21 protein-coding genes are annotated in these 25,888 nt (G+C 40.6%); 13 read left to right on the top strand and 8 right to left on the bottom strand.

The window, feature by feature from the left end:
• Positions 1 to 224 precede the first annotated feature (224 nt).
• The 8 genes from QL995_RS18715 to QL995_RS18680 all read left to right on the top strand — a co-directional run bounded on the left by QL995_RS18715 (position 225) and on the right by QL995_RS18680 (position 13,549).
• Positions 225 to 914, top strand: a complete 690-nt coding sequence (locus QL995_RS18715; RefSeq protein WP_290294831.1) for a GntR family transcriptional regulator — start codon at positions 225 to 227, stop codon at positions 912 to 914.
• A gap of 82 nt (positions 915 to 996) precedes the next feature.
• Positions 997 to 1,875, top strand: a complete 879-nt coding sequence (gene prpB, locus QL995_RS18710) for a methylisocitrate lyase (protein WP_002962361.1) — start codon at positions 997 to 999, stop codon at positions 1,873 to 1,875.
• Between the two features lie 35 nt (positions 1,876 to 1,910).
• Positions 1,911 to 3,038 (top strand): 2-methylcitrate synthase, encoded by a 1,128-nt coding sequence (gene prpC / locus QL995_RS18705; RefSeq protein WP_290294830.1) that lies wholly within the window; start codon positions 1,911 to 1,913, stop codon positions 3,036 to 3,038.
• 158 nt (positions 3,039 to 3,196) lie between these two features.
• Positions 3,197 to 5,806 (top strand): Fe/S-dependent 2-methylisocitrate dehydratase AcnD, encoded by a 2,610-nt coding sequence (acnD, locus tag QL995_RS18700; RefSeq protein WP_290294829.1) that lies wholly within the window; start codon positions 3,197 to 3,199, stop codon positions 5,804 to 5,806.
• 11 nt (positions 5,807 to 5,817) lie between these two features.
• On the top strand, positions 5,818 to 6,984 hold the full coding sequence (gene prpF, locus QL995_RS18695) for a 2-methylaconitate cis-trans isomerase PrpF (protein WP_290294828.1): 1,167 nt from the start codon (positions 5,818 to 5,820) through the stop codon (positions 6,982 to 6,984).
• Positions 6,985 to 7,466: 482 nt separating this feature from the next.
• A complete protein-coding gene (locus QL995_RS18690; protein ID WP_290294827.1) occupies positions 7,467 to 10,505 on the top strand; it encodes a hypothetical protein in 3,039 nt (1,012 codons plus the stop codon).
• 62 nt (positions 10,506 to 10,567) lie between these two features.
• Entirely contained in the window at positions 10,568 to 11,659 is a 1,092-nt protein-coding gene (locus QL995_RS18685; RefSeq protein WP_024607186.1) for a hypothetical protein, read from the top strand.
• Positions 11,660 to 11,668: 9 nt separating this feature from the next.
• Positions 11,669 to 13,549, top strand: coding sequence for a hypothetical protein (locus QL995_RS18680; protein WP_290294826.1), 1,881 nt, complete (start codon positions 11,669 to 11,671; stop codon positions 13,547 to 13,549).
• A 78-nt stretch (positions 13,550 to 13,627) separates the two neighbouring features.
• Here the strand turns inward: QL995_RS18680 and QL995_RS18675 are convergent, their stop codons facing one another.
• The gene (locus QL995_RS18675) at positions 13,628 to 14,269 is read right to left on the bottom strand and encodes a CPBP family intramembrane glutamic endopeptidase (RefSeq protein ID WP_165727361.1); all 642 of its coding nucleotides are present in this window, start codon (positions 14,267 to 14,269) and stop codon (positions 13,628 to 13,630) included.
• Positions 14,270 to 14,334: 65 nt separating this feature from the next.
• Entirely contained in the window at positions 14,335 to 14,910 is a 576-nt protein-coding gene (locus tag QL995_RS18670; protein ID WP_290294823.1) for an inner membrane-spanning protein YciB, read from the bottom strand.
• Positions 14,911 to 15,101: 191 nt separating this feature from the next.
• Here QL995_RS18670 and QL995_RS18665 point away from each other — a divergent pair, with 191 nt between their 5' ends.
• Both QL995_RS18665 and QL995_RS18660 read left to right on the top strand, forming a co-directional pair.
• On the top strand, positions 15,102 to 15,371 hold the full coding sequence (locus QL995_RS18665; RefSeq protein WP_077538106.1) for an HU family DNA-binding protein: 270 nt from the start codon (positions 15,102 to 15,104) through the stop codon (positions 15,369 to 15,371).
• Positions 15,372 to 15,744: 373 nt separating this feature from the next.
• The gene (locus QL995_RS18660; RefSeq protein WP_290294822.1) at positions 15,745 to 16,323 is read left to right on the top strand and encodes a type 1 glutamine amidotransferase domain-containing protein; all 579 of its coding nucleotides are present in this window, start codon (positions 15,745 to 15,747) and stop codon (positions 16,321 to 16,323) included.
• Between the two features lie 109 nt (positions 16,324 to 16,432).
• Here QL995_RS18660 and trpA read toward each other — a convergent pair whose 3' ends face one another.
• The 6 genes from trpA to QL995_RS18630 are packed head-to-tail and all read right to left on the bottom strand — an operon-like array spanning position 16,433 to position 23,021.
• Positions 16,433 to 17,254, bottom strand: coding sequence for a tryptophan synthase subunit alpha (gene trpA, locus QL995_RS18655; RefSeq protein WP_007582490.1), 822 nt, complete (start codon positions 17,252 to 17,254; stop codon positions 16,433 to 16,435).
• The gene (gene trpB, locus QL995_RS18650) at positions 17,251 to 18,435 is read right to left on the bottom strand and encodes a tryptophan synthase subunit beta (RefSeq protein ID WP_290294821.1); all 1,185 of its coding nucleotides are present in this window, start codon (positions 18,433 to 18,435) and stop codon (positions 17,251 to 17,253) included. The genes trpA and trpB overlap by 4 nt, the downstream gene beginning before the upstream one ends.
• A gap of 7 nt (positions 18,436 to 18,442) precedes the next feature.
• On the bottom strand, positions 18,443 to 19,807 hold the full coding sequence (trpCF, locus tag QL995_RS18645) for a bifunctional indole-3-glycerol-phosphate synthase TrpC/phosphoribosylanthranilate isomerase TrpF (protein ID WP_290294820.1): 1,365 nt from the start codon (positions 19,805 to 19,807) through the stop codon (positions 18,443 to 18,445).
• Positions 19,800 to 20,837, bottom strand: coding sequence for an anthranilate phosphoribosyltransferase (trpD, locus tag QL995_RS18640; RefSeq protein ID WP_290294819.1), 1,038 nt, complete (start codon positions 20,835 to 20,837; stop codon positions 19,800 to 19,802). Before trpD ends, trpCF begins: the two co-directional genes overlap by 8 nt.
• 11 nt (positions 20,838 to 20,848) lie before the next feature.
• Positions 20,849 to 21,451, bottom strand: coding sequence for an aminodeoxychorismate/anthranilate synthase component II (locus QL995_RS18635; RefSeq protein WP_010554215.1), 603 nt, complete (start codon positions 21,449 to 21,451; stop codon positions 20,849 to 20,851).
• A 1-nt stretch (position 21,452) separates the two neighbouring features.
• The gene (locus tag QL995_RS18630) at positions 21,453 to 23,021 is read right to left on the bottom strand and encodes an anthranilate synthase component 1 (protein WP_165721486.1); all 1,569 of its coding nucleotides are present in this window, start codon (positions 23,019 to 23,021) and stop codon (positions 21,453 to 21,455) included.
• Between the two features lie 464 nt (positions 23,022 to 23,485).
• On the opposite strand from QL995_RS18630, the gene QL995_RS18625 reads away from it, so the two are divergent.
• Genes QL995_RS18625 through QL995_RS18615 form a run of 3 tightly spaced genes read left to right on the top strand, consistent with a single transcriptional unit; the run spans position 23,486 to position 25,800 of the window.
• Positions 23,486 to 24,340 carry a PHP domain-containing protein gene (locus QL995_RS18625; protein WP_290294817.1) on the top strand — a complete coding sequence of 285 codons (855 nt, stop codon included), beginning with the start codon at positions 23,486 to 23,488 and terminating at the stop codon, positions 24,338 to 24,340.
• On the top strand, positions 24,337 to 24,957 hold the full coding sequence (locus tag QL995_RS18620) for an L-threonylcarbamoyladenylate synthase (protein WP_024590418.1): 621 nt from the start codon (positions 24,337 to 24,339) through the stop codon (positions 24,955 to 24,957). Before QL995_RS18625 ends, QL995_RS18620 begins: the two co-directional genes overlap by 4 nt.
• 6 nt (positions 24,958 to 24,963) lie before the next feature.
• Positions 24,964 to 25,800, top strand: coding sequence for a ScpA family protein (locus QL995_RS18615; protein WP_290294816.1), 837 nt, complete (start codon positions 24,964 to 24,966; stop codon positions 25,798 to 25,800).
• Positions 25,801 to 25,888: the final 88 nt, after the last annotated feature.

Raw genomic sequence — 25,888 nt, 5'->3', positions numbered from 1 at the left:
TTATGCGAGGTGTTTTCAGCGCTAAAAAGCGTAACATCTGATTTATTACGCTGTCGACACTTCACTGTTTTAGTCCATTGTAAAACCATTTTTATGCGACTTTAGGTTAATAGTGTCGACAATGAGCGTGTTTTTTAGCCATTTTGATAGGTTTAAGGGTTGACATGATTTTTTAATAAGCCCATAGTAACCACATCAATTGTCGACAATCTAAAAAATAACTTATGACACACACATTTTTAAACGAAGCGCCTATAACTACCGCATCAGATCAAGTATTTGTAGATATGCGCCGTGAGATTGTTGAGGGCAGTATAGTTCAAGGCAGTAAAATATCAGAGCCTGAGCTTGCCAAACGTTATGGTGTAAGCCGTGCAACGCTTAGAGAGGCGTTAAATCGCCTAGAAAGTTGCTACCTTGTTGAGCGCAAAGCTAACGTAGGTTGCCGAGTGGTTGCCCTTACTGCTGAGCGTTTGATTGAAGTTTATCAAGTTCGTAGTTCGCTTGAAGGCTTGGCATGTAGACTTGCTGCCGACAATATGGAACCCGAAGAAGTAAAAGGCTTAAAGCAATTACTTAGTCAGCACCTACAAACACAACGTGTTAAAGAGGGCGAATCTTATTATCAAGAAGCCGGCGATTTAGATTTTCATTACCGTATTATTCAAGGCAGTAAAAACGCGCATTTAATTCATTTACTGTGTAATGAGCTCTATCAATTAATACGCATGTACCGTGTACAAATGGGCATGGTGGGGCCGCGTGTATCAAAAGCGTTTGATGAGCATTTAGCTATTATTAACGCGATTGAAAACCACGATGGCGAACTGGCCGAAATGCTTATGAAGCGCCACATCAGTGCATCGCAAGCAAATATTCAAACCAAATTTGATTTATTAACGGCTAAAAGTTAAGTAGAGCAGTTAAACAGTCATAATTACAGATTAAAACTATAAGTTACTCCACGTAGCAACCGTTCAAAGTGAGGAGAAAGTAATGTCAGCAGGATTAAAATTTAAACACGCTATTGCCAATAACCGCCCGTTACAAGTGGTAGGTACTATTAATGCCTACACAGCGATGATGGCTGAAAAAATGGGTCACCAAGCTATTTACCTCTCAGGTGCCGGTGTTGCAAATGCCTCGTTTGGTATGCCTGACTTAGGTATGACAAGCCTTGATAACGTGCTTGAAGATATTCGTCGTATTACTGGTGCTAGCGATTTACCACTACTTGTTGATGCCGATACCGGTTGGGGTGGGGCGTTTAACATTGCACGCACAGTAAAAGAAATGACTAAAGCCGGTGCGGCGGGTTTTCATATAGAAGACCAAGTAGCGCAAAAGCGCTGTGGTCATCGCCCTAATAAAGAAATTGTAAGCCAAGGTGAAATGGTTGACCGCATCAAAGCGGCGGTTGATGCAAAAACCGATAGCGATTTTTATATTATGGCGCGTACCGATGCATTTCAAAAAGAGGGTTTAAATGCTGCTATTGACCGTGCAGCTGCCTGTGTTGAAGCCGGTGCTGACGCTATTTTTGCAGAAGCCGTACACGACCTTGCTGATTACCAAGCATTTGCAAAAGCGATTAACGTTCCAATTTTGGCAAACATTACTGAGTTTGGCCAAACACCAATTTACACTAAAGAGCAGTTAAGCGATGTAGGCGTTGAAATGGTGCTTTACCCACTAAGTGCATTTAGAGCCATGAACAAAGCAGCACTAAACGTGTATTCAGCAATTTTAAATGAAGGTTCGCAACAAAGCCAAATTGAAAATATGCAAACGCGTTCTGAGCTTTACGACTTTTTAGATTACCACACGTACGAGAACACACTCGACACCCTTTTTTCATCAAAATCTGACAAATAATAAAATCACACACAAATTTAAGATAGGAGAAGATCATGGTAGATAAAGCATTAGGCGGCGCGGGCTTACGCGGACAAGTTGCTGGTCAAACAGCATTGTGTACTGTTGGGCAAAGTGGTTCTGGTTTAACGTATTGTGGTTACGATATTAGCGAACTTGCTGAAAAAGCGCAGTTTGAAGAAGTGTCTTTTTTACTTTCACGCGGTGAGTTACCTACAACAAACGAACTGGCTGAGTATAAAGCTAAACTTAAAAGCTTACGCGGCTTACCAGATGCACTTAAAACTGTGCTTGAAAATATTCCTAAAGACGCGCATCCAATGGATGTAATGCGCACGGGCTGCTCAATGTTGGGTAACCTTGAGATGGAGCTTGATTTTAACCAAGCCAACGACGCAATCGACCGTATGATTGCAGTGTTCCCAAGTATTATTTGTTACTGGTACCGCTTTACACACGATGGCGTACGCATTGAAACACAAACAGATGACGACTCTGTTGGCGCACATTTTTTAACGCTGTTACACGACAAAGCACCTAGCGAGTTATTCGCACAAGTGATGAACGTATCACTAATTTTATACGCAGAGCACGAGTTTAATGCTTCTACATTTGCGGGTCGTGTGTGTGCATCAACGCTTTCTGATATTCACTCTTGTGTAACAGGTGCGATTGGTACGCTACGTGGTCCATTACATGGTGGTGCTAACGAAGCCGCTATGGATATGATTCAAGGCTTTACAAGTGCTGAGCATGCTGAGCAAGAAGTAATGGGTATGCTTGAACGTAAAGATAAAATAATGGGCTTTGGTCATGCTATTTATCGCGAGTCTGATCCACGCAATGTAATTATTAAAAAATGGTCTGAAAAACTAGCTAGTGAAGTAGGCGATACGGTGCTTTATCCTGTGTCTGTTCGTTGTGAAGAGATTATGTGGCGCGAGAAAAAACTGTTTTGTAATGCCGATTTTTTCCATGCATCTGCTTATCATTTTATGGATATTCCGACTAAGTTATTTACGCCAATATTTGTAATGAGCCGTGTTACTGGTTGGACTGCACATGTAAAAGAGCAACGCGCTAACAACCGTATTATTCGCCCAAGTGCCGATTACACAGGGCCTGATGCACGTAGTTACACACCAATCGAATCAAGAAGTTAATTATTTTTAACTAAGGTGAGCCAATGGCTCACCTTTTACGGCTTTAATGCTTTATATAATAAAAACAACTACAAACCTAAAGCCTTTCTTGAAAAATACCAATTGCACTCTCCATAAAATTGGTACTACATCCGTCACCAAATTAGCGAACCCTTACCATGACCATAATTAATAATACCCAATACCGTAAACCTCTACCGGGCTCAAATGTCGACTACTACGATACGCAAGAAGCCGTAGATGCAATTAAGCCAGGTGCATACGCAACGCTACCTTATTCATCACGTGTCTTTGCCGAAAACCTAGTACGCCGATGCGACCCTGCTATGTTAACCGATGCACTTAATCAGCTAATTGAGCGCAAGCAAGATTTAGATTTTCCGTGGTATCCGGCGCGCGTAGTGTGCCACGATATTTTAGGGCAAACAGCGCTTGTTGATTTAGCAGGTTTGCGTGATGCAATTGCAGCCAAAGGCGGCGATCCGGCAAAAGTGAACCCTGTGGTACCCACGCAGTTAATAGTGGATCATTCGTTAGCGGTAGAGCATGCCGGTTTTGATCCTGATGCATTTGAAAAAAACCGCGCCATTGAAGATAGACGAAATGATGACCGTTTTCACTTTATAAACTGGACAAAAACTGCGTTTAAAAATATTGACGTTATTCCACCGGGTAACGGCATTATGCATCAAATTAACCTTGAAAAAATGTCGCCGGTTATTCAAAACCGAGATGGCATTGCATTCCCAGATACCTTAGTTGGTACCGACAGCCACACGCCACATGTTGATGCGCTGGGCGTTATTGCTGTGGGCGTAGGTGGGCTTGAAGCTGAAAGCGTAATGCTGGGCCGTGCTTCTTATATTCGCTTGCCCGATATTGTCGGTGTTGAGCTAACAGGTAAGCGCCAACCCGGTATTACCGCTACCGATATTGTGTTGGCCATTACTGAATTTTTACGTGAGCAACGTGTTGTTTCTACTTATTTAGAGTTTTACGGTGAAGGTGCCGACGCGCTTACACTTGGCGACAGAGCAACAATTTCGAACATGACGCCTGAATTTGGCGCAACTGCAGCCATGTTTTATATTGATGATAAAACAATAGATTACTTGCGTTTAACAGGCCGTGAAGAAGAACAAATTGCCCTTGTAGAAAACTACGCAAAAACAGCGGGCCTTTGGAGCGATAGCTTAAAAACCGCAAAATATGAGCGTGTGCTTAAGTTTGATTTATCAAGCGTGGGGCGCAATATTGCCGGTCCATCTAATCCACACCGCCGTGTATCGACAAGCGACTTAGCTAAAGAAGGTATTTCGGGCGTTTTTGAAAATGAAGAAGGCTTAATGCCAGACGGCGCATGTATTATTGCCGCTATTACTAGCTGTACTAATACTAGTAATCCACGCAATGTAATTGCCGCAGCACTACTTGCCCGTAACGCAAATGCAAAAGGCTTAACGCGTAAACCTTGGGTTAAAACTTCATTAGCACCGGGCTCAAAAGCAGTGCAATCATACCTTGAAGACGCAAACCTACTAACAGAGCTTGAGCAACTTGGCTTTGGCATTGTTGGTTTTGCGTGTACTACCTGCAATGGTATGAGCGGGGCGCTTGACCCTGTTATTCAAAAAGAAGTAATTGATCGCGATTTATACACTACAGCGGTGCTTTCGGGCAATCGTAACTTTGATGGACGAATTCACCCTTATGCTAAGCAAGCATTTTTAGCGTCACCTCCTTTAGTTGTTGCGTACGCCATTGCAGGTACTATTCGCTTTGATATTGAAAAAGGGGTACTAGGGCAAGATCAACAAGGCAACGATATTACGCTTAAAGATTTATGGCCGTCTGACGAAGAGATTGATGCAGTAATTAAGCAAAGCGTTAAGCCAGAGCAGTTTAGAAAAGTATACGAGCCGATGTTTAATTTAACCGTAGATTACGGTGAAGATAACGACCCACTTTACGACTGGCGCCCCGAAAGTACGTACATTCGTCGCCCTCCTTATTGGGAAGGTGCACTTGCGGGTGAGCGCACAATGACCGGTATGCGTGCGCTTGCAGTTCTTGGCGATAACATTACAACGGATCATTTATCGCCATCAAACGCAATTATGGCAAGTAGTGCTGCTGGCGAATACCTAACCAAAATGAACGTCCCAGAGGAAGACTACAACTCGTATGCAACGCACCGGGGCGATCATTTAACAGCGCAGCGTGCAACATTTGCAAACCCAAAACTACTTAATGAAATGGTACTGGACGAAAACGGCGCAGTTAAACAAGGTTCTTACGCACGCTTAGAGCCACAAGGTACTAATACTCGTATGTGGGAAGCAATCGAGGAATATATGGAGCGTAAACAACCGCTTATTATTGTAGCCGGTGCCGATTACGGCCAAGGTTCGTCGCGCGATTGGGCTGCAAAAGGCGTAAGACTTGCAGGCGTTGAAGTAATAGCAGCTGAGGGCTTTGAGCGTATTCACCGTACTAACCTAATTGGTATGGGTGTTTTACCGCTTGAGTTTAAAGCAGGCACAACGCGTAAAACTCTAGAGCTGGATGGCAGTGAAACGTACGATGTAGCGGGTGATTTAAAACCAGGTGCCACCGTTAATTTAAATATTACTCGTAAAGACGGTGAAGTACTCACTGTGCCTATGAAGTGCCGTATCGATACCCAAGAAGAGCTTTCTATTTACGCGGCTGGTGGTGTGTTACAACGCTTTGCACAAGACTTTTTAGAAGCAACGCAATCTGCATAAGGGCAAGCATTATGTTTAAACCGCAAATTAAAGTGCCTGCAACCTATATGCGTGGCGGCACCAGTAAAGGTGTATTTTTTAATTTAACTGACTTGCCAAAGCCTGCTCAAGTAGCAGGCGAGGCGCGCGATAATTTATTACTGCGCGTTATTGGCAGCCCCGATCCGTATGCTAAGCAAACGGATGGCATGGGCGGTGCTACATCAAGTACCAGTAAAACCGTAATCTTAAGTAAAAGTGAGCAAACTGACCACGATGTTGATTACTTGTTTGGTCAAGTGGCGATAGATAAACCTTTTGTAGATTGGAGCGGTAACTGCGGCAACTTAACGTCAGCAGTGGGTGCTTTTGCCATTAGTAATGGTTTGGTCGATAAAAGCAGAGTACCTACTAACGGTGTTGCTATTGTGCGTGTGTGGCAGGCTAATATTAAAAAAAGCATATTAGTGCATGTCCCCATGACAAATGGCGAAGTTCAAGAAACCGGCGACTTTGAGCTCGATGGCGTTACTTTTGCTGCAGCTGAAGTAAAACTTGAATTTATTGACCCCGCTGATGGCGATGGTGCGTTATTTCCAACTGGTAATGTAGCTGATGATTTAAAAGTACCGGGTGTTGGTACTTTAAAAGCAACAATGATAAATGCAGGTATTCCTACCATATTTATTAACGCCACTGATATTGGTTATACCGGCACAGAGCTGCAAGACGATATAAATAACGATGTTGCAGCGCTTGAAAAGCTTGAAACCATTCGTGCTTATGGCGCTGTTAAAATGGGCTTAATCACTAACATTAGTGAAGCGCAAGCTCGCCAACATACGCCTAAAGTTGCGTTTGTTGCATCGCCTTTAGATTACAAAGCGTCTAGCGGAAAGCTTATTGAAGCTACAAACATTAACTTATTAGTACGCGCTATGTCGATGGGTAAACTACACCATGCCATGATGGGCACAGCCGCTGTAGCTATTGGCACGGCTGCAGCAATCGAAGGCACACTCGTAAATATAGCCGCTGGTGGCGGCGCATTGAGTGAAGTTAACTTTGGTCATCCGTCGGGCACGCTAAAAGTAGGTGCTGAGGCTAAAAATAATGCTGGCAACTGGCTAGTTACCAAAGCAAGTATGAGCCGAAGTGCACGCGTATTAATGGAAGGGGTTGTAAGAGCCCCTCAGTAATTACTAAACATTTACTTTAGGTAAGTAAACAAGTTTTATAAACGTTTGCTTAGCTAAAGTAAAACCTACTAACATTCATTATAAACAATCCTTTTTCATTAATTTTTCGAATTATCCTCTTTTTTAGCTCTCATCCATCGCATTTACTTGAAGAATATAATTAACAAACTAGATTGTATGTAATATTCATTTAATAAAGTGAATATATTGTATCAATATGTGCTGGTTCTTTATGAGTGTCTATAGGTTATTGAATAATAGAGATGCTGATAAAGAAGTAGCTCATAGAATAAAGATAAATACTTCTATAAAACGTATAAATATGTAGCATAACTATATAGCTTAATGGTATTTTTAATGTTCTGGTAACAAAGGTTATGATTGTGTACTTTTTTAATGCTTTTTAAACATAAAAGCTTACACAAGCCACTATCAACTAAACTAATTTCTGATACTCATTCCAGGCTATCAAGGAGAAATAAATGGTAAAGCGTACGATCAAATTTACACCTATTGCAGCTTCAGTTGCACTTACATTAGGCTTAACAGCATGTGGTTCGGACAATGACAGAAACATTCCTGTTACACCTGTAGAATCTTTTACTGCAACAGGTGATGCACAGTTCAACATTGAAGTAACTGGTAAAGCAGTTAAAGGTTCAATGAAAAGTGCAGTAGTAACTGTAATGACTTTAGATGCATCTGGTCAAAGCGTTCCTGTTGCGTTTCGCTCAGCTGCTTCAGCAGAAGCAGAGTCTTTTTCTGAAGAAGCACTATCACAAAGTGCTGCTGATGCTGCAGTAGAAGCAAGTAAAATTGCTGCTAACCCTGAAGTATTAACTGATGAAAGCGGCCGTTACAGCATCTACTTAGATGATGACTTTACTGGACCAGTTTACATTACTGTTAAAACGTCTGCAGAAGGCGATGATAGCTTTTTACGTTGTGATGCTTACGTAGGTTGTGGCGATTACGATGTAGCGCCAGAAGAAGATGACGTAAATGATGGCGATACTGCGATTGAGTTTGGCGAATGGTACAAAACGGACCTAGAGCTTTCAGTTGTTAAATTTGTTCCAGCTGTTGAAGCAGATACATCTGGAGTAAGTGGTGCAGCTGGCGATCTTAATGTTGCTAGTTCTTATAAAGCTAATGTTACTTTCTTAACATCGTTAGTGGCGGCTCTTCTTCTTGACTCAGGTTCAAGTGTAGATGAAGACGCAATTGCTAAAGCAAGCTTAGATACTGTTGTACAAGTAATGGGTCAAGACGCTGCACTTTTACTTTCAGCTATTATTGGTGATTTATCTAACGGCGGCGCTGTAGATTTAAGTGATGTTGATGGCGAAGAAGAACTAACTGACGGTATTTTAGCAATTGCACAGCTTTCATCTTCAATTCAAGGTTTACCTTCAATTGGTGATGTAATGAGCAGCATTAAAGCTGGTATTAAATCAGGCCAGTTTAAAGGTAATGCTGATGCTAGCATTGCAGCAATAGCGACAATGTTACAAACAGCTATTACAAATACTGCAAATGTTTTTGTTGCCATTGCTACTGGTACTGAAGATGACATTAAAACTGCATTAGAAGCCGCTTTCGCAGCAAAAATTCCAGCTCCTACTGCTGGTGAGATAGTTGCATTTGCTGCTAACTCAGCTGATGTTGCTAAAAAAGCAAAAGCTGCTAAAGATAAAGCTGTTAAAAATGGTGCAGCAACTGATGCGAGCCTTGCAGCCGCTGCAGTGAAAATTAAAAAAGCACTAGAAGTAATTGGTTGTACTGGCGCAGAATGTACAGTTGGAGATGACTTTTATACAGCTCTAGCAGCTGCTTTAACATTAGAAGTTACTGCTTCTCAAACTGCACTTACTGCATTAGAAATGAGCATTGAAACAGCTCAAAGCTCACTTGTAGATGTTCAAGCAATGGGTGGCGATGCTCTTACCGCTGATAACGCAGCTGCATTTGTAAGCGCTGTTACATTACTGAAAAATGAAGCTGCTACAGCTGGTTTAACAGCTAAAGCGGGTTCTATTTTTGTTAAATCACAAGGCTATGTAACTGCAGCAAAAGCGTTAGTTACTCAAAGCTCTGATTACCAACAAGTTCTTGATTCTGCAACATCGTTGCAAACAGACGCATCTGTTGCTGTAACTGACACAGTTGCATACGACATTGCATTAGCTGCACTAGTAGCAGAAGCTGAAGCAGCGATTACAGAGTTTGATGTGGCTCTTGCTGCTGCAAAACTAGTTGCTGAAGACACTGCAGACGTTGCTGATGAGAAAAAATCAGTAGCAGACACAGCTGAAGCGGCTTCTACTAGCGCACTTGCTAACGCAGAAAATGCAATGGTAGATACAGCTGCAAACGCAACAGAAGCTCTTGAGCTTGCAATGACTGCCGTTACTGCTGCGTCTGATTTTGCTGCTGCTGTTGATGCACTTGAAATTGCTATTGAGCAAGCACTTGTTGCTGCTAATGCCTACCTAGAACTTGAAGGCGAAGGCGAAGGCGCACAAGCAATGATTGATGCGCTTACAGCTATGCAAACAGCTGCTGTAGCTCAAGGTGAACTAGCTAGCGAGCAATTTGTAACAGCTTATAATCTACAGCTTGCTGCTGAAACTGCAGTTGCAAAACTTGAAGTACTAACTTCTGTTAAAGCTACATCAGAGTCATTATCGACTATGACTGTGCTTACAGGCACTGGTGCTGATGCAGTTGCTGATGCAGCAGACATTCTTGCAGACGTAATTGATGAATTAGCTGAAATGGGTAATAACTCAGGTACAGGCACATCAACTCGCAATGCAGATTGGGATTATACTTACAGCTTAGATGATCTTACGCTAATGCTTAGCAATGCTACTACAGGTGAGATGATTAATGCAGCGGCTTCTTATGAAGGCGACAAGCTTGTTGTTGCTTGGGGCGCTACATTAAAAGGTGAGAATGACGTATCTGTTGAGCTTGTTACTGCTGCTACACAAACACAAGCACTTACAGATTGTGTTGATTTTGCAGCCGGTACAATTGATGCTACTCAAATCGATTCATGTTTAGTATTTACTTTTGATGGCGCAGTAACTGCTGACAATGTAGATGATGCAGAAATCATAATGACTGAAACGGCTAACCATGTTGAAATCATGGATGGTGATTCTGGCTTCACTGGTATGTTAAGTATTACAGCTGATGATGCAACAGATTCAGGCTCTATTACATTAGAGGGTGTTTCTGGTGATGTAGACTTTAAAGTAATGACTACATACCTTGACAGCGACATGGAAGAAGCAAGTGCTTTAACTATTACAGTAAATAATGCAATGGGTTACACGTTGTCTATTACTGGTAATGAAAGTGCAGGTTACACTGGTGACGTTATGGCTATGTACAATGAGATGATGATGTCTTTTGGTACTGCAGCTAAAACAACAAACGGTCTTTCAATTACTTACATTGATGGTGACGTAGTTGATTACACTGATGTTGATTTAATTGATTCATCTAAGTAATATTTAAACTATAAAAGGGGAAAGCAGCGCTTTTCCCTTTTTTTATAGAAAGCGATTAAATTATGAAAAAAAAAATTCTCTTGTTAGGATTTTCAACAGCTTTTATTTCTCCTCTTGCTTCCGCAGATAACCAATTTCAAATTTTTACCCACTTTGACGCAGAAATTTATACAGAAGCACAACCAGTACAAGCCTTTGTAGATGATTTTGATGCTCCATTAAAATCGGGTGACAGTGCATTCACCTATAATATATTTGAAGTAGGTGTTGGCTACGGTAATTTTAAGGTAGGTTTACAAAGTCGTTACGACTATGTTCTTAACTTTGATCCTGATACAGCCAAATATACTCATACCGAAAAAAATGATCTAGAGTTTGAAGATAGATTTTATACATATTACCTTGATGCTAAACAAGCAACGTCTAATGGTGTATTTGTATCTTATGATTTTAAATTTTTAGATAAAAATGCATTAACAATAACACCTAAACTTTCTGTTTTTGCCAGCTCGCACTATCAAGATGCCACTGTAAATGGTGAAATTTATAGTGATGAAGTTGAAGGCGCTGTAACTGTCGATTACAACTTTTCAAAAGACATATTATTTAAAAAGTTTTCACCTTCACAAAAACCTGAAGGGCTTGGCTATAGCCTAGATATTTTTGCTGATTGGCAAGTAAATGATGAGCTTCAAGTTGGTTTTAGCGTAAAAGATTTGCTCTATAAAACAGAGTACGAAGACAGCGGCTCTGTAAAGGGTCAAACTACTGAGATCCCATTTAGCGAAGATGACAACGGCGATATTATTACTCAGCCAACAGTTTCATTAAAAACATCTGCATTTGGAAATACGGTATCTCATGATTTAGAAATGGAAATGCGACTACAAGCATTTGCCGATTACAGAATAAACGACCGATTTTCGACTCAGTTAACTTTAAAACGTTACGACAAAGACACGTTCAGCCAATTAAAAGGTCGTATACACTTTTGGGATCATTGGAAAGTACAGGCAGGCTATGAGACAAAAAGTGAAGCATTTCTAGTTGGTATAGAAAACGAGTATTTTGGTCTTAATTTACAAACTGATAGCCTAGATTTAGATAAAGCCTATTATGCTAATGTGAATTGGTACGTGAACATTAAGTTTTAAGGAATGAAGATGTTAAAACAAATTATACCCTTAGGGGTAGCTATTGCATTGGTAGGTTGTGGTTCTTCATCAGACAGTGACAGTTCAGAATCTGTTGCAGTGAGTGAGATTGCTACATCTTCTTCTGTGAGTTTTTATGTATCTAATTGGCAATCACCACAGGGCACGCTTAATGTTTTAGATAGCGACGGGGTGGTGCAAGAATCAATTGAAGTTGAAAACATCAATACTGCGAGTGTAAGTGTAACTCCACTTACTTTTAATAGTTTTGAGTTTATACCGAGTGATACTGCTCTACCTTGTCCTCGCTTTACAGGTTGTGGCAGAACAGTTCGTGGTGATGTAAATGACTTAAACGCAAACCGTTTAATAGACTACCAAGAATTGACAGCCGTTACTCTTAATTACAAAGCAGATGCATTTAGTGCACCGGGTGTAAATACGGTTTATTTATCGCCATTGAGTAAAGCAATTACAGATGAAGGCTTTAGTGCTACGCAAGCTAGTTTATCAGCCACGCCTTTTTATCATTTAACGCACAGCAATTTAAATGCAAGTGTTGAAGCAGAAATGGTTACTAATGCATTTACTTACGCGGCAATTTTAGCTGGTGTTGCTGATAGTTCGTTTAGTGTTGAAAGTGCTTTTAATGCATTTACTAACTTGGAGACTGACCAACAAGCATGGCAAGATTATAGCGATTTAGCAGCGCAGTATGTTACAGATAACTTATTTAGCGACCAAGGTAATGCTTTACTGCAAAATGTAGCTGGTCAAGTTAAGCAAACGATTGCAAGTGTAACTACATTTACAAATTGGCAGGCTCGCTCAGCAGAAGTGCAAAGCTTAGATTCAAGAGAGTTACTTGTTGATACACGAAATATTATAGGTGCTGCAAGACTTCAAGAAAAAAGCTATTCAGATGAATTAGACGTAAAATTTGCTGAGCTTGAAGGTGCGTTTGATGAAGACACACAAAGAACACTTGATGCACTTACTAATGCTTTAAACGAAGTTATTACAAATTATTCACCACTAGCTGATGGCTCTACACCATCAGGACAATATAAACTTCGTGACTTAGATATTGATTACAGCCAATCACCTTATACTTGGGCTATAACTGGCACATATGATGATTTACCTATAACAATTGATTTATCAATTCCAACATTTAGAGTAAGTGGTGTATTAGGTAATAAAATTGAAGGTGTAATGAGCGCAACGATCACAAATGGTGCTACGGTTTTAAGTGTAGATGTAAGTGAGTTGCTAATTCAGTTTGATGGTATAGATGCTCAAAGTGAATTAAATCCAGAAGCCGACACAGGTATTACACAGGTAACTACCAATGTAATTATCAATAAAGCCGCTGGTAAACTTGAAGGTGACTTATCACTAAACTTAAATCGCTTTGTTAATTCATTAGGTGAAGAGTCTACGACGTTATCTACTTTTGATTTTAATGGTGATTACGTAAGTGACATTCAAGACACTGCATTTCATATCACTGCAGTAGAGGCTTCGCCTTTTATTGGTGAAGATAATGACGATTTAGCATTTACTTTTGAATTAGATTTTCCGTTGAGTGGTGCAAGCGATTTTAAGTTTGCTTACGTGGGCGATGTTGAAAACTTATCAGAACTTACCTCTACAGATATATTTGTTAGCATAAAAAACCGTGCGTTAGATTTACGTATTCGTGATGTTAGTGGCAACATTAATCTAATAGCGAAAGGCGAAAATGGACGTTGGTTAGATGTAAAGCAAAAGGGCCGTAATTACAGTGGCGGTTTATATTTTGGTGATACTAAACTAGCTGATGTTACTGCAGTACGTGGTATTCCTGGTGTTTTATTTCCAAATGGTGAGTTTGAATCGTTATTTTAACCATTAGTTAAGTAGTTTTAGAAATATTCAAAATCCGATATTAGTTTTCTAGTATCGGATTTTTTAATGCTTGTTAAATTAGTTAAATGCGCCTGAATCAAGGTAGCTGCCGATCCCGAGTGTAAACATCCATATCCCCCATAAACTATGCTCAATAACACACACGACGGTTGAGCGGCTTTGTGCATAGGTATAGGCAAACAGTAAGCCACCTAAAAATGCTAAGGCTACTGCAATCCAATTTGCATACACAATATGCGCCAACGCAAATACACTCGCACTAACTACAATACGCACTGCTTTTTTGGGCATGATGCGTTTATAACGATGAAAAAAATACGTTCTGAATATTAATTCTTGAGGAATAACCGACAGTATTGGGTAGAGTAGCAACAGTAAAAGCCAATCATTAAACGAGTTGCGGGGGAGGGTAAACCAGTTTCCCTGATGAATAATCCCGTAAAACATACCTGAGAACAGTGCACCTAAAAAAAAGAAGCTAAACACACGTTTTTTAACAGCAGAAAATTGCCCAAGGCTTGTAAGCCTAAAACGTTTAAAATGCGGATCGCCCAGTAGCAACATACAACACACGCTCATTAAAATAATAAGCGCAGGAATAAGCCAGTTAGCTAAATACTCGCGTAATACAAAACCCAACAAGGGTAGTAACACAAAAATGAGGGTAAATTCAAACCAGCGATATTGATTGGCGTTCAAGGTCGTCTCAACTTGTTTTTTTAATAAGCTATCAAGCTAAGACGACATTTTTATGACGAGGGGGCTTACTTTGCTGGTTCTTCTTCACCAGGGAGGTATTTGTACAAGGCAATAATAGTGGCAAAAATACTCACAAAGGTAATACCCATTAAACCAAACACTTTAAAATTAACCCAAAAGTCGAGCGAAAAATTATATGCAATATAAATGTTTAGTGCTGCGATGCCAGCAGTTATAGCAACCCACATTAGGTTAAGCTTATCCCATAGTGGTTCTGGGACAACAATGGCTTGTTTTGTATCGTTAGCGTTTTCGAGAATTGAGCTAAGCGCTTTTTTAACGAGATTTTTTTTGAGTGCATAACGGCTAACAAGTAACGTTAAGCTTAAACCTGCGTATATGAGTGTTGCTTTCCATTTAATGTATTGCTCATCATGAAGTACCAGCGTTAACGTGCCAAACACGGCAGCAATGCCAAAAAATATCCACTGACGAGTAGGCACAGAGCCATGTTTAAAGTAGCTATAAGCAACTTGAATGAGCGTAGTGGCCATTAATAAACCGGTAGCCCAGTAAATATCGACTAGCTTAAAAACTGCAAAAAACAGTATGAGTGGGATGTATTCAATTAATGCGTGCATAGCTTACCTAAATTATACAAAAAAGAGTCAAAGGCTTTTTACCACATAAAGCTTAACAACTACAAGGTTGACTTGTTGCCCTGTAACCCTTAGCCTGCGTGGCTTTATTGCCAATTTGGTTTGGTATTTTTTATATCATCATATTCCCACGCTTAACCAACACTGATTTGGCGTGTATTTAGGAGCCTAAAATGAATAAAGCAGAACTCGTTGCTGCCATTGCACACAAAAGTGAATTAACAAAAAAAGATGCTCAAGCGGCACTTTCAAGCTTGCAAAAAGTAATTACTAAATCGCTTTCTGAGGGCGATCAAGTTCAAATAAATGGCTTTGGTACGTTTGCACTAAGTTATTACCCAGCGCGTACTGGACGTAACCCGCAAACAGGTGCAGCAATTGAAATAGAAGGCGCTAATAAAGCGGTTTTTAAACCGGCTAAGGCGTTAAAAGATCTGCTTTAAATTTATTTAAGGTTTTAAACCCCGTATTGATAGATAAGTTACATGAGCGCGAAGTAAATTCGCACCTACGGGTATATGTTGTAGGTGAGGTTTTACACCTCGCGTTTGGTGGCTTTAAATTATATGAGCTGGAAATAAATTCGCACCTATGTAGATTATTCATAATCTCTAAATGATTTACATGGCATTATAAATCCCACTTACATTAAATCCTTTATTTTCAATTACTTGTCATCGGCATGCATTATGCTATTTAACTGTGTGTTTCGAACATATTTTTAAACAATACCAGTCTGCTGATATATGGGGTCTATTGAACGACGTTAAATTGCTCAAATATTTATGCAGGTTGGTATCAAATAAGGAGATCTCAATGAGTACATTACAAACAAGCACGCGTTTACAAGGCAAAAAAATTGCAATTTTAGCCACTGATGGGTTTGAGCAAAGTGAGCTTTTATCTCCACGCAGCGCATTACTTGATGCCGGTGAAAATATCGAAATAGTATCAATTAAAGAAGGCCAAATTACGGGCTGGGATGAAGATAAGTGGGGCGATAAAGTAACAGTAGATAAACTAGTTACAAACGCAGACCCTGCTGATTACGACGCGCTTATGCTCCCTGGTGGTTTATTTAACCCAGACAGTTTACGCCAAGATAAAGATGCTAAAGCCTTTATTGATGGCTTTTTTGGGGCAGAAAAAAACAAACCCGTTGCTGCAATTTGCCATGCGCCGTGGTTGTTAGCTGAAATTAATAAACTGCGTGACCGTACTATTACCTCTTTTCCAAGTATTAAAAGCGATTTAATTAATGCAGGTGCCAATTGGGTTGACCAAGAAGTATGTGTAGATAAAGGCTTAGTAACGAGCCGAAGCCCAGCTGATTTAGAAGCATTTAATGCTAAATTTATTGAAGAGATTTTAGAGGGTAAACACCAAGCTCACTAATTTTCTTTTTAAAACGTTTGGATATTGATACAGCGTTTGATTTTAAAAAACAAAAAAGGGCATTTTAAATGCCCTTTTTTTAATGCGTATAAAACACGCCCTAGTTAGCTTATAGCGATGTAGCTGCTTTCATATCAGCTACAAATGCTTTTAGTTGCGCGGTCATTGTTGGTAAATCATTAAGGTTAGCTTCAATAATTTTAACCACAGCAGAGCCTGAAATAGCACCGGCTGCTCCTGCATTAAGAGCCGCTTTTACATCATCTGGCGTTGAAATACCAAACCCTAAAAGAGCAGGGGCTGCATGGTATTCTTTTAATTTAGTAACAATATTACCAGCAGGCATTTGTGCTTTAGTATCGGTACCGGTAACACCTGCGCGCGATAGTAAATACGTGTAACCACGACCGTAAGAGGCGCACTGGCGAAGTGTGTCGTCATCTGCATTTGGTGTTGCAATAAAAATTGGGTCTACACCGTTATCCATAGCTGACTTTCTAAACATTTTAGATTCATGTAAAGGCACATCAGCCACTAAAATTGAGTCTACGCCTACTGCTTTTGCATCTTTATAAAATGCTTCTATACCGCGTTTAAACACAAGGTTTGAATACAATAATAAGCCAATTGGAATATCGGCATTATACTCACGTATTTCTTTAATAATATCAAAGCAATCTTGGGTATTAATGTGCACATCGAGGGCGCGAATATTAGCTTTTTGAATTACTGGACCATCTGCAATTGGGTCAGAAAACGGAATACCAAGCTCAAGCGCATCAGCGCCCCCGTCAATCAGACTTTTAATAATCGCAATACTTTGCTCTTTACCTGGGTCGCCAATCGTTACAAATGGTACAAACGCACCTTGTTTTTGCTCGTTAAGCGCTGCAAACATTTTGCCGTAACGATCCGTTTTTACTAGGCTCATAGCTGACCTCTTTCAGTTAGTACATTGTGAACGTGTGCTAAATCTTTATCGCCACGACCACTTAAATTAATCACTATAACACTTTCCTCGGTTAGCTCCTCTGCGTACTTAAGCGCATAAGCTAACGCATGGCTTGATTCAAGTGCCGGAATAATCCCTTCATTTTTAGCAAGCGACTGGAACGCATCAAGCGCTTCTGTATCGGTAATACCCACGTATTGAGCGCGACCAGTTTCGTGTAAAAATGCATGTTGAGGACCAACAGCTGGGTAATCAAGACCCGCTGATACAGAGTAAGACTCTTCAATTTGGCCATCGTCATTTTGCATAATGTACGTATAAGTACCGTGTAATATGCCTTTTGTGCCTTTACAAATTGTTGCACCGTGCTCATTTGTATCAAGACCTTTACCAGCAGGCTCAACACCAATTAATTTAACGCCTGGCTCGTCAATAAAGTCGGTAAACATACCAATCGCGTTTGAACCACCACCAACACAGGCAATAACAGCGTCAGGTAAACGACCTTCTGCTTTAAGTACTTGTTGTTTTGCTTCTTCACCAATAATTTTTTGATACTCGCGAACAATTGTTGGGAATGGGTGAGGACCCGCAGCTGTACCTAGCAGGTAATGTGCTTCTTGGTAGTTTGCTGACCAGTCACGCAGCGCTTCATTTACTGCATCTTTTAATGTGCCAGAACCCGCTGTTACCGGAATAACTTCTGCGCCCATTAACTTCATTCTAAATACGTTAGGTTGCTGACGCTCAACGTCTTTTGCGCCCATATAAATACGACATTTTAAACCCAGTAGTGCACATGCAAGCGCTGTTGCAACACCGTGTTGACCGGCACCTGTTTCAGCAATGACTTGTTTTTTACCCATACGTTTAGTAAGTAACGCTTGGCCAAGTACTTGGTTCGTTTTATGTGCGCCGCCGTGTAATAAGTCTTCGCGCTTGAGATACAGTTTTACTTTTGGGTTTTTAACTAAATTGCGCGTTAAAGTAAGTGGGGTAGGACGACCCGCATACTCGTTTAATAATTTACTTAGCTCTGCCTGAAACTCAGGATCTTTTTGTGCTTTGTTAAATTCGTTTTCTAACTGCTTAAGCGCAGGGACAAGTAACTCAGGTACAAACATACCGCCAAACTCGCCAAAATAAGCTGGATTTTGCATTTTAACCTCAATAATTTCTGATGCTTGTAAAAGCATTATGTAATTTGTTAGGGCACTTTTTACCCGCAGATTCTTCAACGCCTGAGTTTAAATCAAGGCCTAAGGCACCTTTAAAAAGCGCATCTTTAATATTGTCTGGATTTAAGCCTCCAGCGAGCATAAATGGTGTAGTTGCGCCGCTAAGCACCGACCAATCAAATGCTTTACCAGTACCGCCAGCTTGTGTATCACTGTGCGTATCGTAAAGGTGTCGATCAACCCCATTTACAGGCGTTGGCAATGCATCTTTTATTGCTTGGGCTTTCCAAATTTCGCAATTAGTTGGTAACTGTGTACGCAAGTCAGCAATGTAATCGTCACTTTCTTGGCCATGTAATTGAACTGCCGCTAATTTTAGCACACTTGCGTATTGAGCAACTTGCTCAATGGGAGCATCTACAAATACACCAACAAAGTTAAGTGGTGCGCTTTGGCTTAGCTCTCTTGCACAATCTAAATCGACATAGCGAGGCGATTTAGGATGAAAAATTAAACCACCATAAACAGCACCGTTTTGATATGCCGCTTGTGCATCTTGGCTACGTGTTAAACCACATACTTTATTGTCGCCTAAAATAACACGGCGACATGCTTGCTCTAAATCACGCTCGCCCATAAGTGAGCTGCCAATTAAAAAGCCATCGCATAATGGAGCTAAACGTTTTACGTCTTGATGGGTGTAAATACCCGATTCCGAAATAACCACTTTATCAGCCGGAATAAGCTTTCGTAGTTTTTCAGTAGTGGCTAAATCGGTGCTTAAATCGCGTAAATCGCGGTTATTAATACCAATAATTTGTGCATCAAGCGCAAGTGCGCGGTGTACTTCTTCTTCATTACTTACTTCGGTTAACACCGACATATTAAGTGAATCGGCAACAGCATGCAGTGCTTTATAGCTTTCGTCATCGAGTACCGAAAGCATCAGTAATATAGCGTCACCACCATAAATACGTGCCATATACACTTGGTACTCGTCTATAAAAAAGTCTTTACAGATAAGCGGTTGTTCTACTTGGCTGCGCACAAATTCAAGATAATCAAAACTGCCTTGAAAATATTTAGCATCAGTTAACACACTCATGCAGGTAGCATATTTTTTATAAACTGAAGTAATTTCAGTTAAATCAAATGGGTTTCTAATTAACCCTTTTGAAGGCGATGCTTTTTTACACTCTAAAATAAACTGAGTGCCAGGTGCTGCAAGTGCTTTATAAAAGCTACGACTTGTAGGCACTGCAAGATACTTAAAGCTTTCAAGCGGACGTGCAGCTTTTCTCTCAATTAGTTCTAATTTTTTATCAGCAACAATTTTGTCTAATACATTAGCCATTACTTACCTCAATAATTGCACTTAGTGTGTTCATGGCTTGCCCTGAACTTAATAATGTTTGTACTTGTTTTGCCCCTTCTTTTAACGTTTCTGCTTTACCTGTTAGGTATAAAAGGGCAGCTACGTTAACCACAATAGCAGCATTATGTGCATCTGTGCCTTTGCCTTGCAAGATGGCGAGGCTAGCATTTGCGTTGTATTGTGGGCCTTCACCAGCGAGTTGTTCAAGTGAATAGTTTGCAAGGTCGAAGTCGCTTGGGTTTAGTGTGTACTGCGTAATCTCGCCATTATTTAGCTCAACTACCGTTGTTGGGCCGTGTAGGGCTATTTCGTCAGTGCCCGAGCCGTGAACAATCATAGCGCGCTTTGTGCCAAGGGTTTTAAGTGTTTGTGCCATTGGCATACACAACGCTTCGTTATACACACCTAACAATTGCACTTCAGGTGCTGCAGGGTTAGCAAGCGGACCTAAAATATTAAAAATAGTGCGTGTTTTAAGCGATGTTCGTACGCCCATCGCATGGCGTACGCCACTGTGATAGTGCGGTGCAAACAAAAAGGTAAAATTGGTTTGCTCAAGACATCTTGCAGCTTGCTCTGGGCTCATATCTATATTAATGCCCAGGGTTTTGAGTAAATCGGCTGAGCCTGAATTACTCGATACACTGCGATTACCATGTTTTACCATGTTAATACCGGCAGCAGCGGCAACAATTGCAGCCGTTGTACTTATATTAATTGTGTTTGAGCCATCGCCACCAGTGCCACAGCTATCGGCAAGTTGCGTACTGCTGGTAGTAAAAGCAACGGCGTTTTCGCGCATTGAGGCTGCAGCGCCTGCAATTTCGTCGCTTACTTCGCCTTTAATTTTAAGGCTTATAAGTAGGGCGGTTAGCTCAATTTCACTCATATTACCTTGCATTATTTCATCAAAAAGCGCTTTGGTGTCTGCGTAGCTTAATGATTGCTCCGTAATTAGTTGCTCAATAGCGTGTTGAACATTTATGGGTTGTTCTGGTTGTGTACTCATAATGTCCTCTTTTATTTAGCGCGTGTTAAGTAAGCGACACTTTGCTGAAGTAGCATTGCGCCGTTTGGCGTTAGTATTGATTCTGGATGAAACTGGTAACCCAATGCGTTGTCACCATGATGGTAAATAGCCATAGGGATATCTTCGTACTGGGCAATAACCTCAATATTATCAGGCACTTTTGTTGCCATTAATGAATGGTAACGCGCAACTGGCATTGTATTGCCCATACCATCAAATACAGGATGCTCGCCTAAATTAATAATTGAAGACTTACCATGTACGGTTTCACCCGCGTGACCGATTACTCCGCCATAGCTTTGCGTTAATGCTTGTTGGCCCAAACAAATACCTAGCATCGGGAAGTGGCCTTTAGAGAGCTCAATAAGCTCCATTAAACAGCCTGCATCGCTTGGTGTGCCAGGACCTGGCGAAAGTACTAACAGTACTTGGCCTTGCTCTTGGCGCATTTTATTAAAAATAACCTCAGCGCTAATGTTGTTTCTGTAAACAACGAGTTCGCAGCCAAGCATCGTTAGCTCATCAACTAAGTTATATGTAAATGAGTCAAAGTTATCTAAAAAATAGATTTTAATAGGATTTGCTTTACTCATTTTATACCGCCTTATACGTAGATTTAATGGCGGTAATAACCGCTTGTGCTTTAGCGCGAGTTTCGTTTGCTTCTGAAATAGGATCTGAGTCAAACACCACACCGGCACCTGCTTGCACATACGCTTTGTTATTTTTAACAAAAGCTGAGCGAATAACAATACAGCTATCCATTGCGCCATCACCGGTTAAGTAACCTACTGCGCCGCCATAGCTGCCACGGCGCTTACCTTCAGTTTGACGAACAAGCTCAGCAGCACGAACCTTTGGTGCACCAACAAGCGTGCCCATGTTCATACATGCTTGGTAAGCGTGCAGTGCATCAAGCTCGGGTTTTAGTGTGCCAACAACGCGTGACACTAAATGCATTACTTGTGAATAGCGGTCTACTTTTAATAGCTCTTTGGCAAAACGAGTACCTGCAACACTAATACGTGCAACGTCGTTACGGGCTAAATCAACCAGCATTAAATGCTCGGCGCGTTCTTTTTGATCGTTTCTAAGTTCAAGTTCAATGCGGCTGTCTAGGTCTGGATTTATTTGCCCATTAGCAAATTTGCCACGTGGGCGAGTGCCAGCAATTGGGTATACTTCAACTTGCTGAGATTGCACTGTGTATTTAAGTGCTGACTCAGGCGATGCGCCAAATAAAGCAAAGTCTTCATCGCGCATATAAAACATATACGGACTTGGATTTTGCTTTTTAAGCTGGCTATAAGCGTGCAGAGGATCAGGACAAGGTAGTGAAAATGTACGCGACGGCACTACCTGAAAAATATCACCGTCTACAATATTCTTTTTAAGCTTAACCACTTGCTCGCAGTATGTGTCATCGTCTATATCAACGCTTACCTCACATTGTCCACTTTGCATATCCGCACTAAATTCTGAAGCGTTATCGCACAGCGTATTTAAGCGCTCTAGCTCTTTACCTACTTCAAAGCAGTTAGCGTGTACGTCTGGGCCGTTAAATACATTACCAATGAGTTCGGTTGTTTGTTTTTGATGATCAATAACAACTAAGGTTTCGGCTAAATAAAATACGTAATCTGGGCAGGTGTTTTCGCCATCAGGTACATCACTTAACTGCTCAAAGTTTGCTACCATATCGTAGGCAAATACACCGCCTAAAAATAACGAAAATGGATTGTTAGTTGTGCTTTTAATACTGTTAATACAAGTTCTCAGAGCGCTAAATGCGTTATCTGCAATTAGTTTACTCGCTTCGTCAGTATCGCCGCTAGTGTCTAAATAACACAGGGTAAGCGTTGCGCCGTCTAAAGTGGCATCACAGCTTTTAACATTTGCCTGCAAGTAGCTAAGTAGCTGTTGCCCATTATTAGATTGAGCAGTAATAGTGACTGTTTTACCTTGGCATACAATGCGCAGTGCACAGTCGACTAAAATTAAACTTTTTACACTGTCTTTAGAATCAATCTCAGCCGATTCAAGCAGTAGTGAGTTAGGCTTATCAAGTGCCGCGTATAATGCAAGAGGACTACTAATATAGTCGCGTACTTGCGTAATGCTTGTTACTTCGCCTGGTGTGGTAGTTATATGACTAAAAATCAAACCTCATTCCCTCAAAAAATTAAACCCCGCAATGCTTTAGCAATGCGGGGTTTGAATAACGATATCTAAATTACAAACAGATCATTACCGTCCCGCTATATCAGGCGCCACCACCAACGATGTGTAAGAGTAAGACCGTTATTCATGTTTTTCTGCCTCAAAATTTATTAAATATTTTTAACGTATACGTTTCGTAAAATTTAGTTATAAAAAAACCCGCATAGTTGCGGGTTTTGAATTTTTGTTAGACACGACAATTCATCACCCGATAATTACGAGTGCCACCACCAAATAGTGTTTAAGTTTGAATTGATCATTATTGTTAATTCTTAATGTGTCTGAAAGTGGCTACAGTAAAACGTATCTTATGCTTTTGTGTCAAGTGTTTATTTAAAACAATTTAGTCAAAAAAGTTGTTATACTTACATAAACACCAGTAACCCTTAATTTTAAGCAGTTTTCTTTTGATAAAATATGATTTACATAGCCATACCACACATTCAGACGGGCGTTTAACGGTTGAAGAATTATTGCATCGCGCTGTTGATAAAAATATTGATGTGTTTGCTATTACCGATCATGACACTGTGGCGGCTATTAAGCCTGCGCAGCAATTTATTGAAGCAGAAAACTTACCGCTTTCATTAATAACGGGTACCGAAGTGTCTACTAAATGGGAAAGCTTCGAAATTCATATTGTAGGTTTAAATATTGATATTAATAATATTGACCTTACCTCTTTATTATCAGCTCAGCAGCAAAAGCGAGAAGAGCGTGCACTAGAGATTGGTGTTCGCCTTGCAAAAAATGGCTTTGATGGCATTTACGAACAAGCTAAAGAGCTGGCAAAAAACGCGCAAATAACGCGTGCACATTTTGCACGCGCCCTTATTGAGCGCGGTGTTGCTAAAAATTTCCCGGGTGTTTTTAAAAAGTACTTAGGGCGTGGCAAAACAGGCTACGTACCAAGTTGCTGGTGCACCATGCAAACCGCTATTGAGGCCATACATGCCGCTGGTGGTGTTGCTGTACTAGCGCATCCAAGTAGCTATCAAATGTCAAATAAGTGGCTACGCAAATTATTAGTAGAATTTAAAAGTGTAGGAGGGGACGCAATGGAAGTTGCACAACCTCAACAGGCGCCAAGCGAACGTCAATTTTTAGGTGAACTCAGCCGTGAGTACGGGCTACTTTGCTCGCAAGGGTCTGATTTTCATTTTCCGACAAGCTATTTAGAGCTTGGCAAAAATTTATACCTACCAAAAGACTGCCAAGGTGTTTGGCAAGCTTGGGAAGGAGAAGAAGGGGCATTAACATGAGTCAATTATTTCATATTCATCCTGATAACCCGCAACCGAGACTGATTAGTCAAGCCGTTGATATTATTAAACAAGGCGGCGTTGTTGTTTACCCAACAGATTCGGGCTACGCCATCGGTTGTAACATTGGTAATAAGCAAGCCAAAGAGCGCATAGAGCGTATTCGTGGTATTGAAAAAAACGATAATTTTACGCTAGTTTGTCGTGATTTATCGGAGTTATCTACTTATGCACGCGTAGATAACCAGCTATTTAGACTCATTAAAAATAATACGCCAGGGCCATATACCTTTATTTTTAAAGGCACAAAAGAAGTCCCTAAACGTTTATTAAACGACAAGAAAAAAACCATTGGCATGCGTGTAATTGAACACCCAATAGCCTGTGCGTTGCTTGCCGAACTTGGTGAGCCGTTAATGTCGTGTTCTTTAATTTTACCAGGTGAGCAGTTTACAGAATCAGATCCTGATGAAATATTAGAGCGATTAGATAAACACGTTGATTTAATTATTCACGGTGGCCACTTAGCCGAGCAAGCAACCACGGTAATCGATTTGTCGGAAGATGAAGTCAAGATTTTGCGTGTTGGCTGTGGTGATACAAGCCCATTTGAATAATAAGTAATGAGCGAAAGTACTGCGAATACAAAAAATAGTGAAAAGCCAGTGCAGCAAAATCTGCCACTGGCTTTTTTGCATGGTAAAGCGGTTGTAGACAAACCAGAAGATTTATACATTCCACCTGACGCGCTCGAAATAATATTAGAAACCTTTGAAGGCCCGCTCGATTTACTGCTCTATTTAATTAAAAAGCATAAGCTTGATGTACTCGAACTTTCTATTTTTAGTATTACAGAGCAGTACGTAAGTTATGTTGAAATGATGACCGAGTTTCAACTCGAACTTGCTGGCGAATATTTAGTAATGGCTGCGTTACTTGCGCAAATTAAGTCGCGCTTATTATTACCTGTACACGAAGAGCTTGAAGAGGAAGAAGATCCTCGCGCTGAGCTTATTAAACGCCTGCAAGAGTATGAGCTGTTTAAACAAGCCGCCGAAAACCTCGACGATATTCCTCGTGTTGGTCGTGATATTTTTATAGCGCATGCCGCTATGCCAATAAGTGAAGATACAAGTCAAAATCTCCCCGATATTGAACTTAAAGACTTAATGCTGGCGCTGAGTGATGTAATGGCGCGAGCAAAAACGTTTGAGCATCATCAAATTACTGCTGAAGTACTCTCAACCCGAGAGAGAATGAGCCAAATATTACAGCAACTATCGCAAGCAAACTCGGCAGTGGTATTTAATGCGCTTTTTACCCCAAATGAAGGGCGAAGTGGTGTAGTGGTTAGTTTTATAGCTATGCTTGAGCTTATTAAAGAAGGACTTGTTACCTGTTTGCAAGTAAGCCCTGAGAGCTTAATTTATGTCAGCTTAAGCGAACAATCCACCCTATAAACTTATCTGTTTAATCATCTATTTGCAAAACTGACTTTAAATAATAAAGTTCTGTGCGTATACGCACGTAAAGTGTTTGTAAATGTTA

Origin of the sequence: Pseudoalteromonas sp. APC 3358, assembly GCF_030408075.1 — a bacterium.
GTDB classification, from domain to species: domain Bacteria; phylum Pseudomonadota; class Gammaproteobacteria; order Enterobacterales; family Alteromonadaceae; genus Pseudoalteromonas; species Pseudoalteromonas arctica.
Note: the sequence above shows the minus strand (reverse complement) of the source record. Positions and strands in the feature narration are given on the sequence as shown.

Coding starts and splice junctions, on each gene's coding strand:
- QL995_RS18715 (WP_290294831.1), top strand. CDS start 225: ATGACACACACATTTTTAAACGAAGCGCCTATAACTACCGCATCAGAT.
- prpB (WP_002962361.1), top strand. CDS start 997: ATGTCAGCAGGATTAAAATTTAAACACGCTATTGCCAATAACCGCCCG.
- prpC (WP_290294830.1), top strand. CDS start 1,911: ATGGTAGATAAAGCATTAGGCGGCGCGGGCTTACGCGGACAAGTTGCT.
- acnD (WP_290294829.1), top strand. CDS start 3,197: ATGACCATAATTAATAATACCCAATACCGTAAACCTCTACCGGGCTCA.
- prpF (WP_290294828.1), top strand. CDS start 5,818: ATGTTTAAACCGCAAATTAAAGTGCCTGCAACCTATATGCGTGGCGGC.
- QL995_RS18690 (WP_290294827.1), top strand. CDS start 7,467: ATGGTAAAGCGTACGATCAAATTTACACCTATTGCAGCTTCAGTTGCA.
- QL995_RS18685 (WP_024607186.1), top strand. CDS start 10,568: ATGAAAAAAAAAATTCTCTTGTTAGGATTTTCAACAGCTTTTATTTCT.
- QL995_RS18680 (WP_290294826.1), top strand. CDS start 11,669: ATGTTAAAACAAATTATACCCTTAGGGGTAGCTATTGCATTGGTAGGT.
- QL995_RS18670 (WP_290294823.1), bottom strand. CDS start 14,910: ATGCACGCATTAATTGAATACATCCCACTCATACTGTTTTTTGCAGTT.
- QL995_RS18665 (WP_077538106.1), top strand. CDS start 15,102: ATGAATAAAGCAGAACTCGTTGCTGCCATTGCACACAAAAGTGAATTA.
- QL995_RS18660 (WP_290294822.1), top strand. CDS start 15,745: ATGAGTACATTACAAACAAGCACGCGTTTACAAGGCAAAAAAATTGCA.
- trpA (WP_007582490.1), bottom strand. CDS start 17,254: ATGAGCCTAGTAAAAACGGATCGTTACGGCAAAATGTTTGCAGCGCTT.
- trpB (WP_290294821.1), bottom strand. CDS start 18,435: ATGCAAAATCCAGCTTATTTTGGCGAGTTTGGCGGTATGTTTGTACCT.
- trpCF (WP_290294820.1), bottom strand. CDS start 19,807: ATGGCTAATGTATTAGACAAAATTGTTGCTGATAAAAAATTAGAACTA.
- trpD (WP_290294819.1), bottom strand. CDS start 20,837: ATGAGTACACAACCAGAACAACCCATAAATGTTCAACACGCTATTGAG.
- QL995_RS18635 (WP_010554215.1), bottom strand. CDS start 21,451: ATGAGTAAAGCAAATCCTATTAAAATCTATTTTTTAGATAACTTTGAC.
- QL995_RS18620 (WP_024590418.1), top strand. CDS start 24,337: ATGAGTCAATTATTTCATATTCATCCTGATAACCCGCAACCGAGACTG.
- QL995_RS18615 (WP_290294816.1), top strand. CDS start 24,964: ATGAGCGAAAGTACTGCGAATACAAAAAATAGTGAAAAGCCAGTGCAG.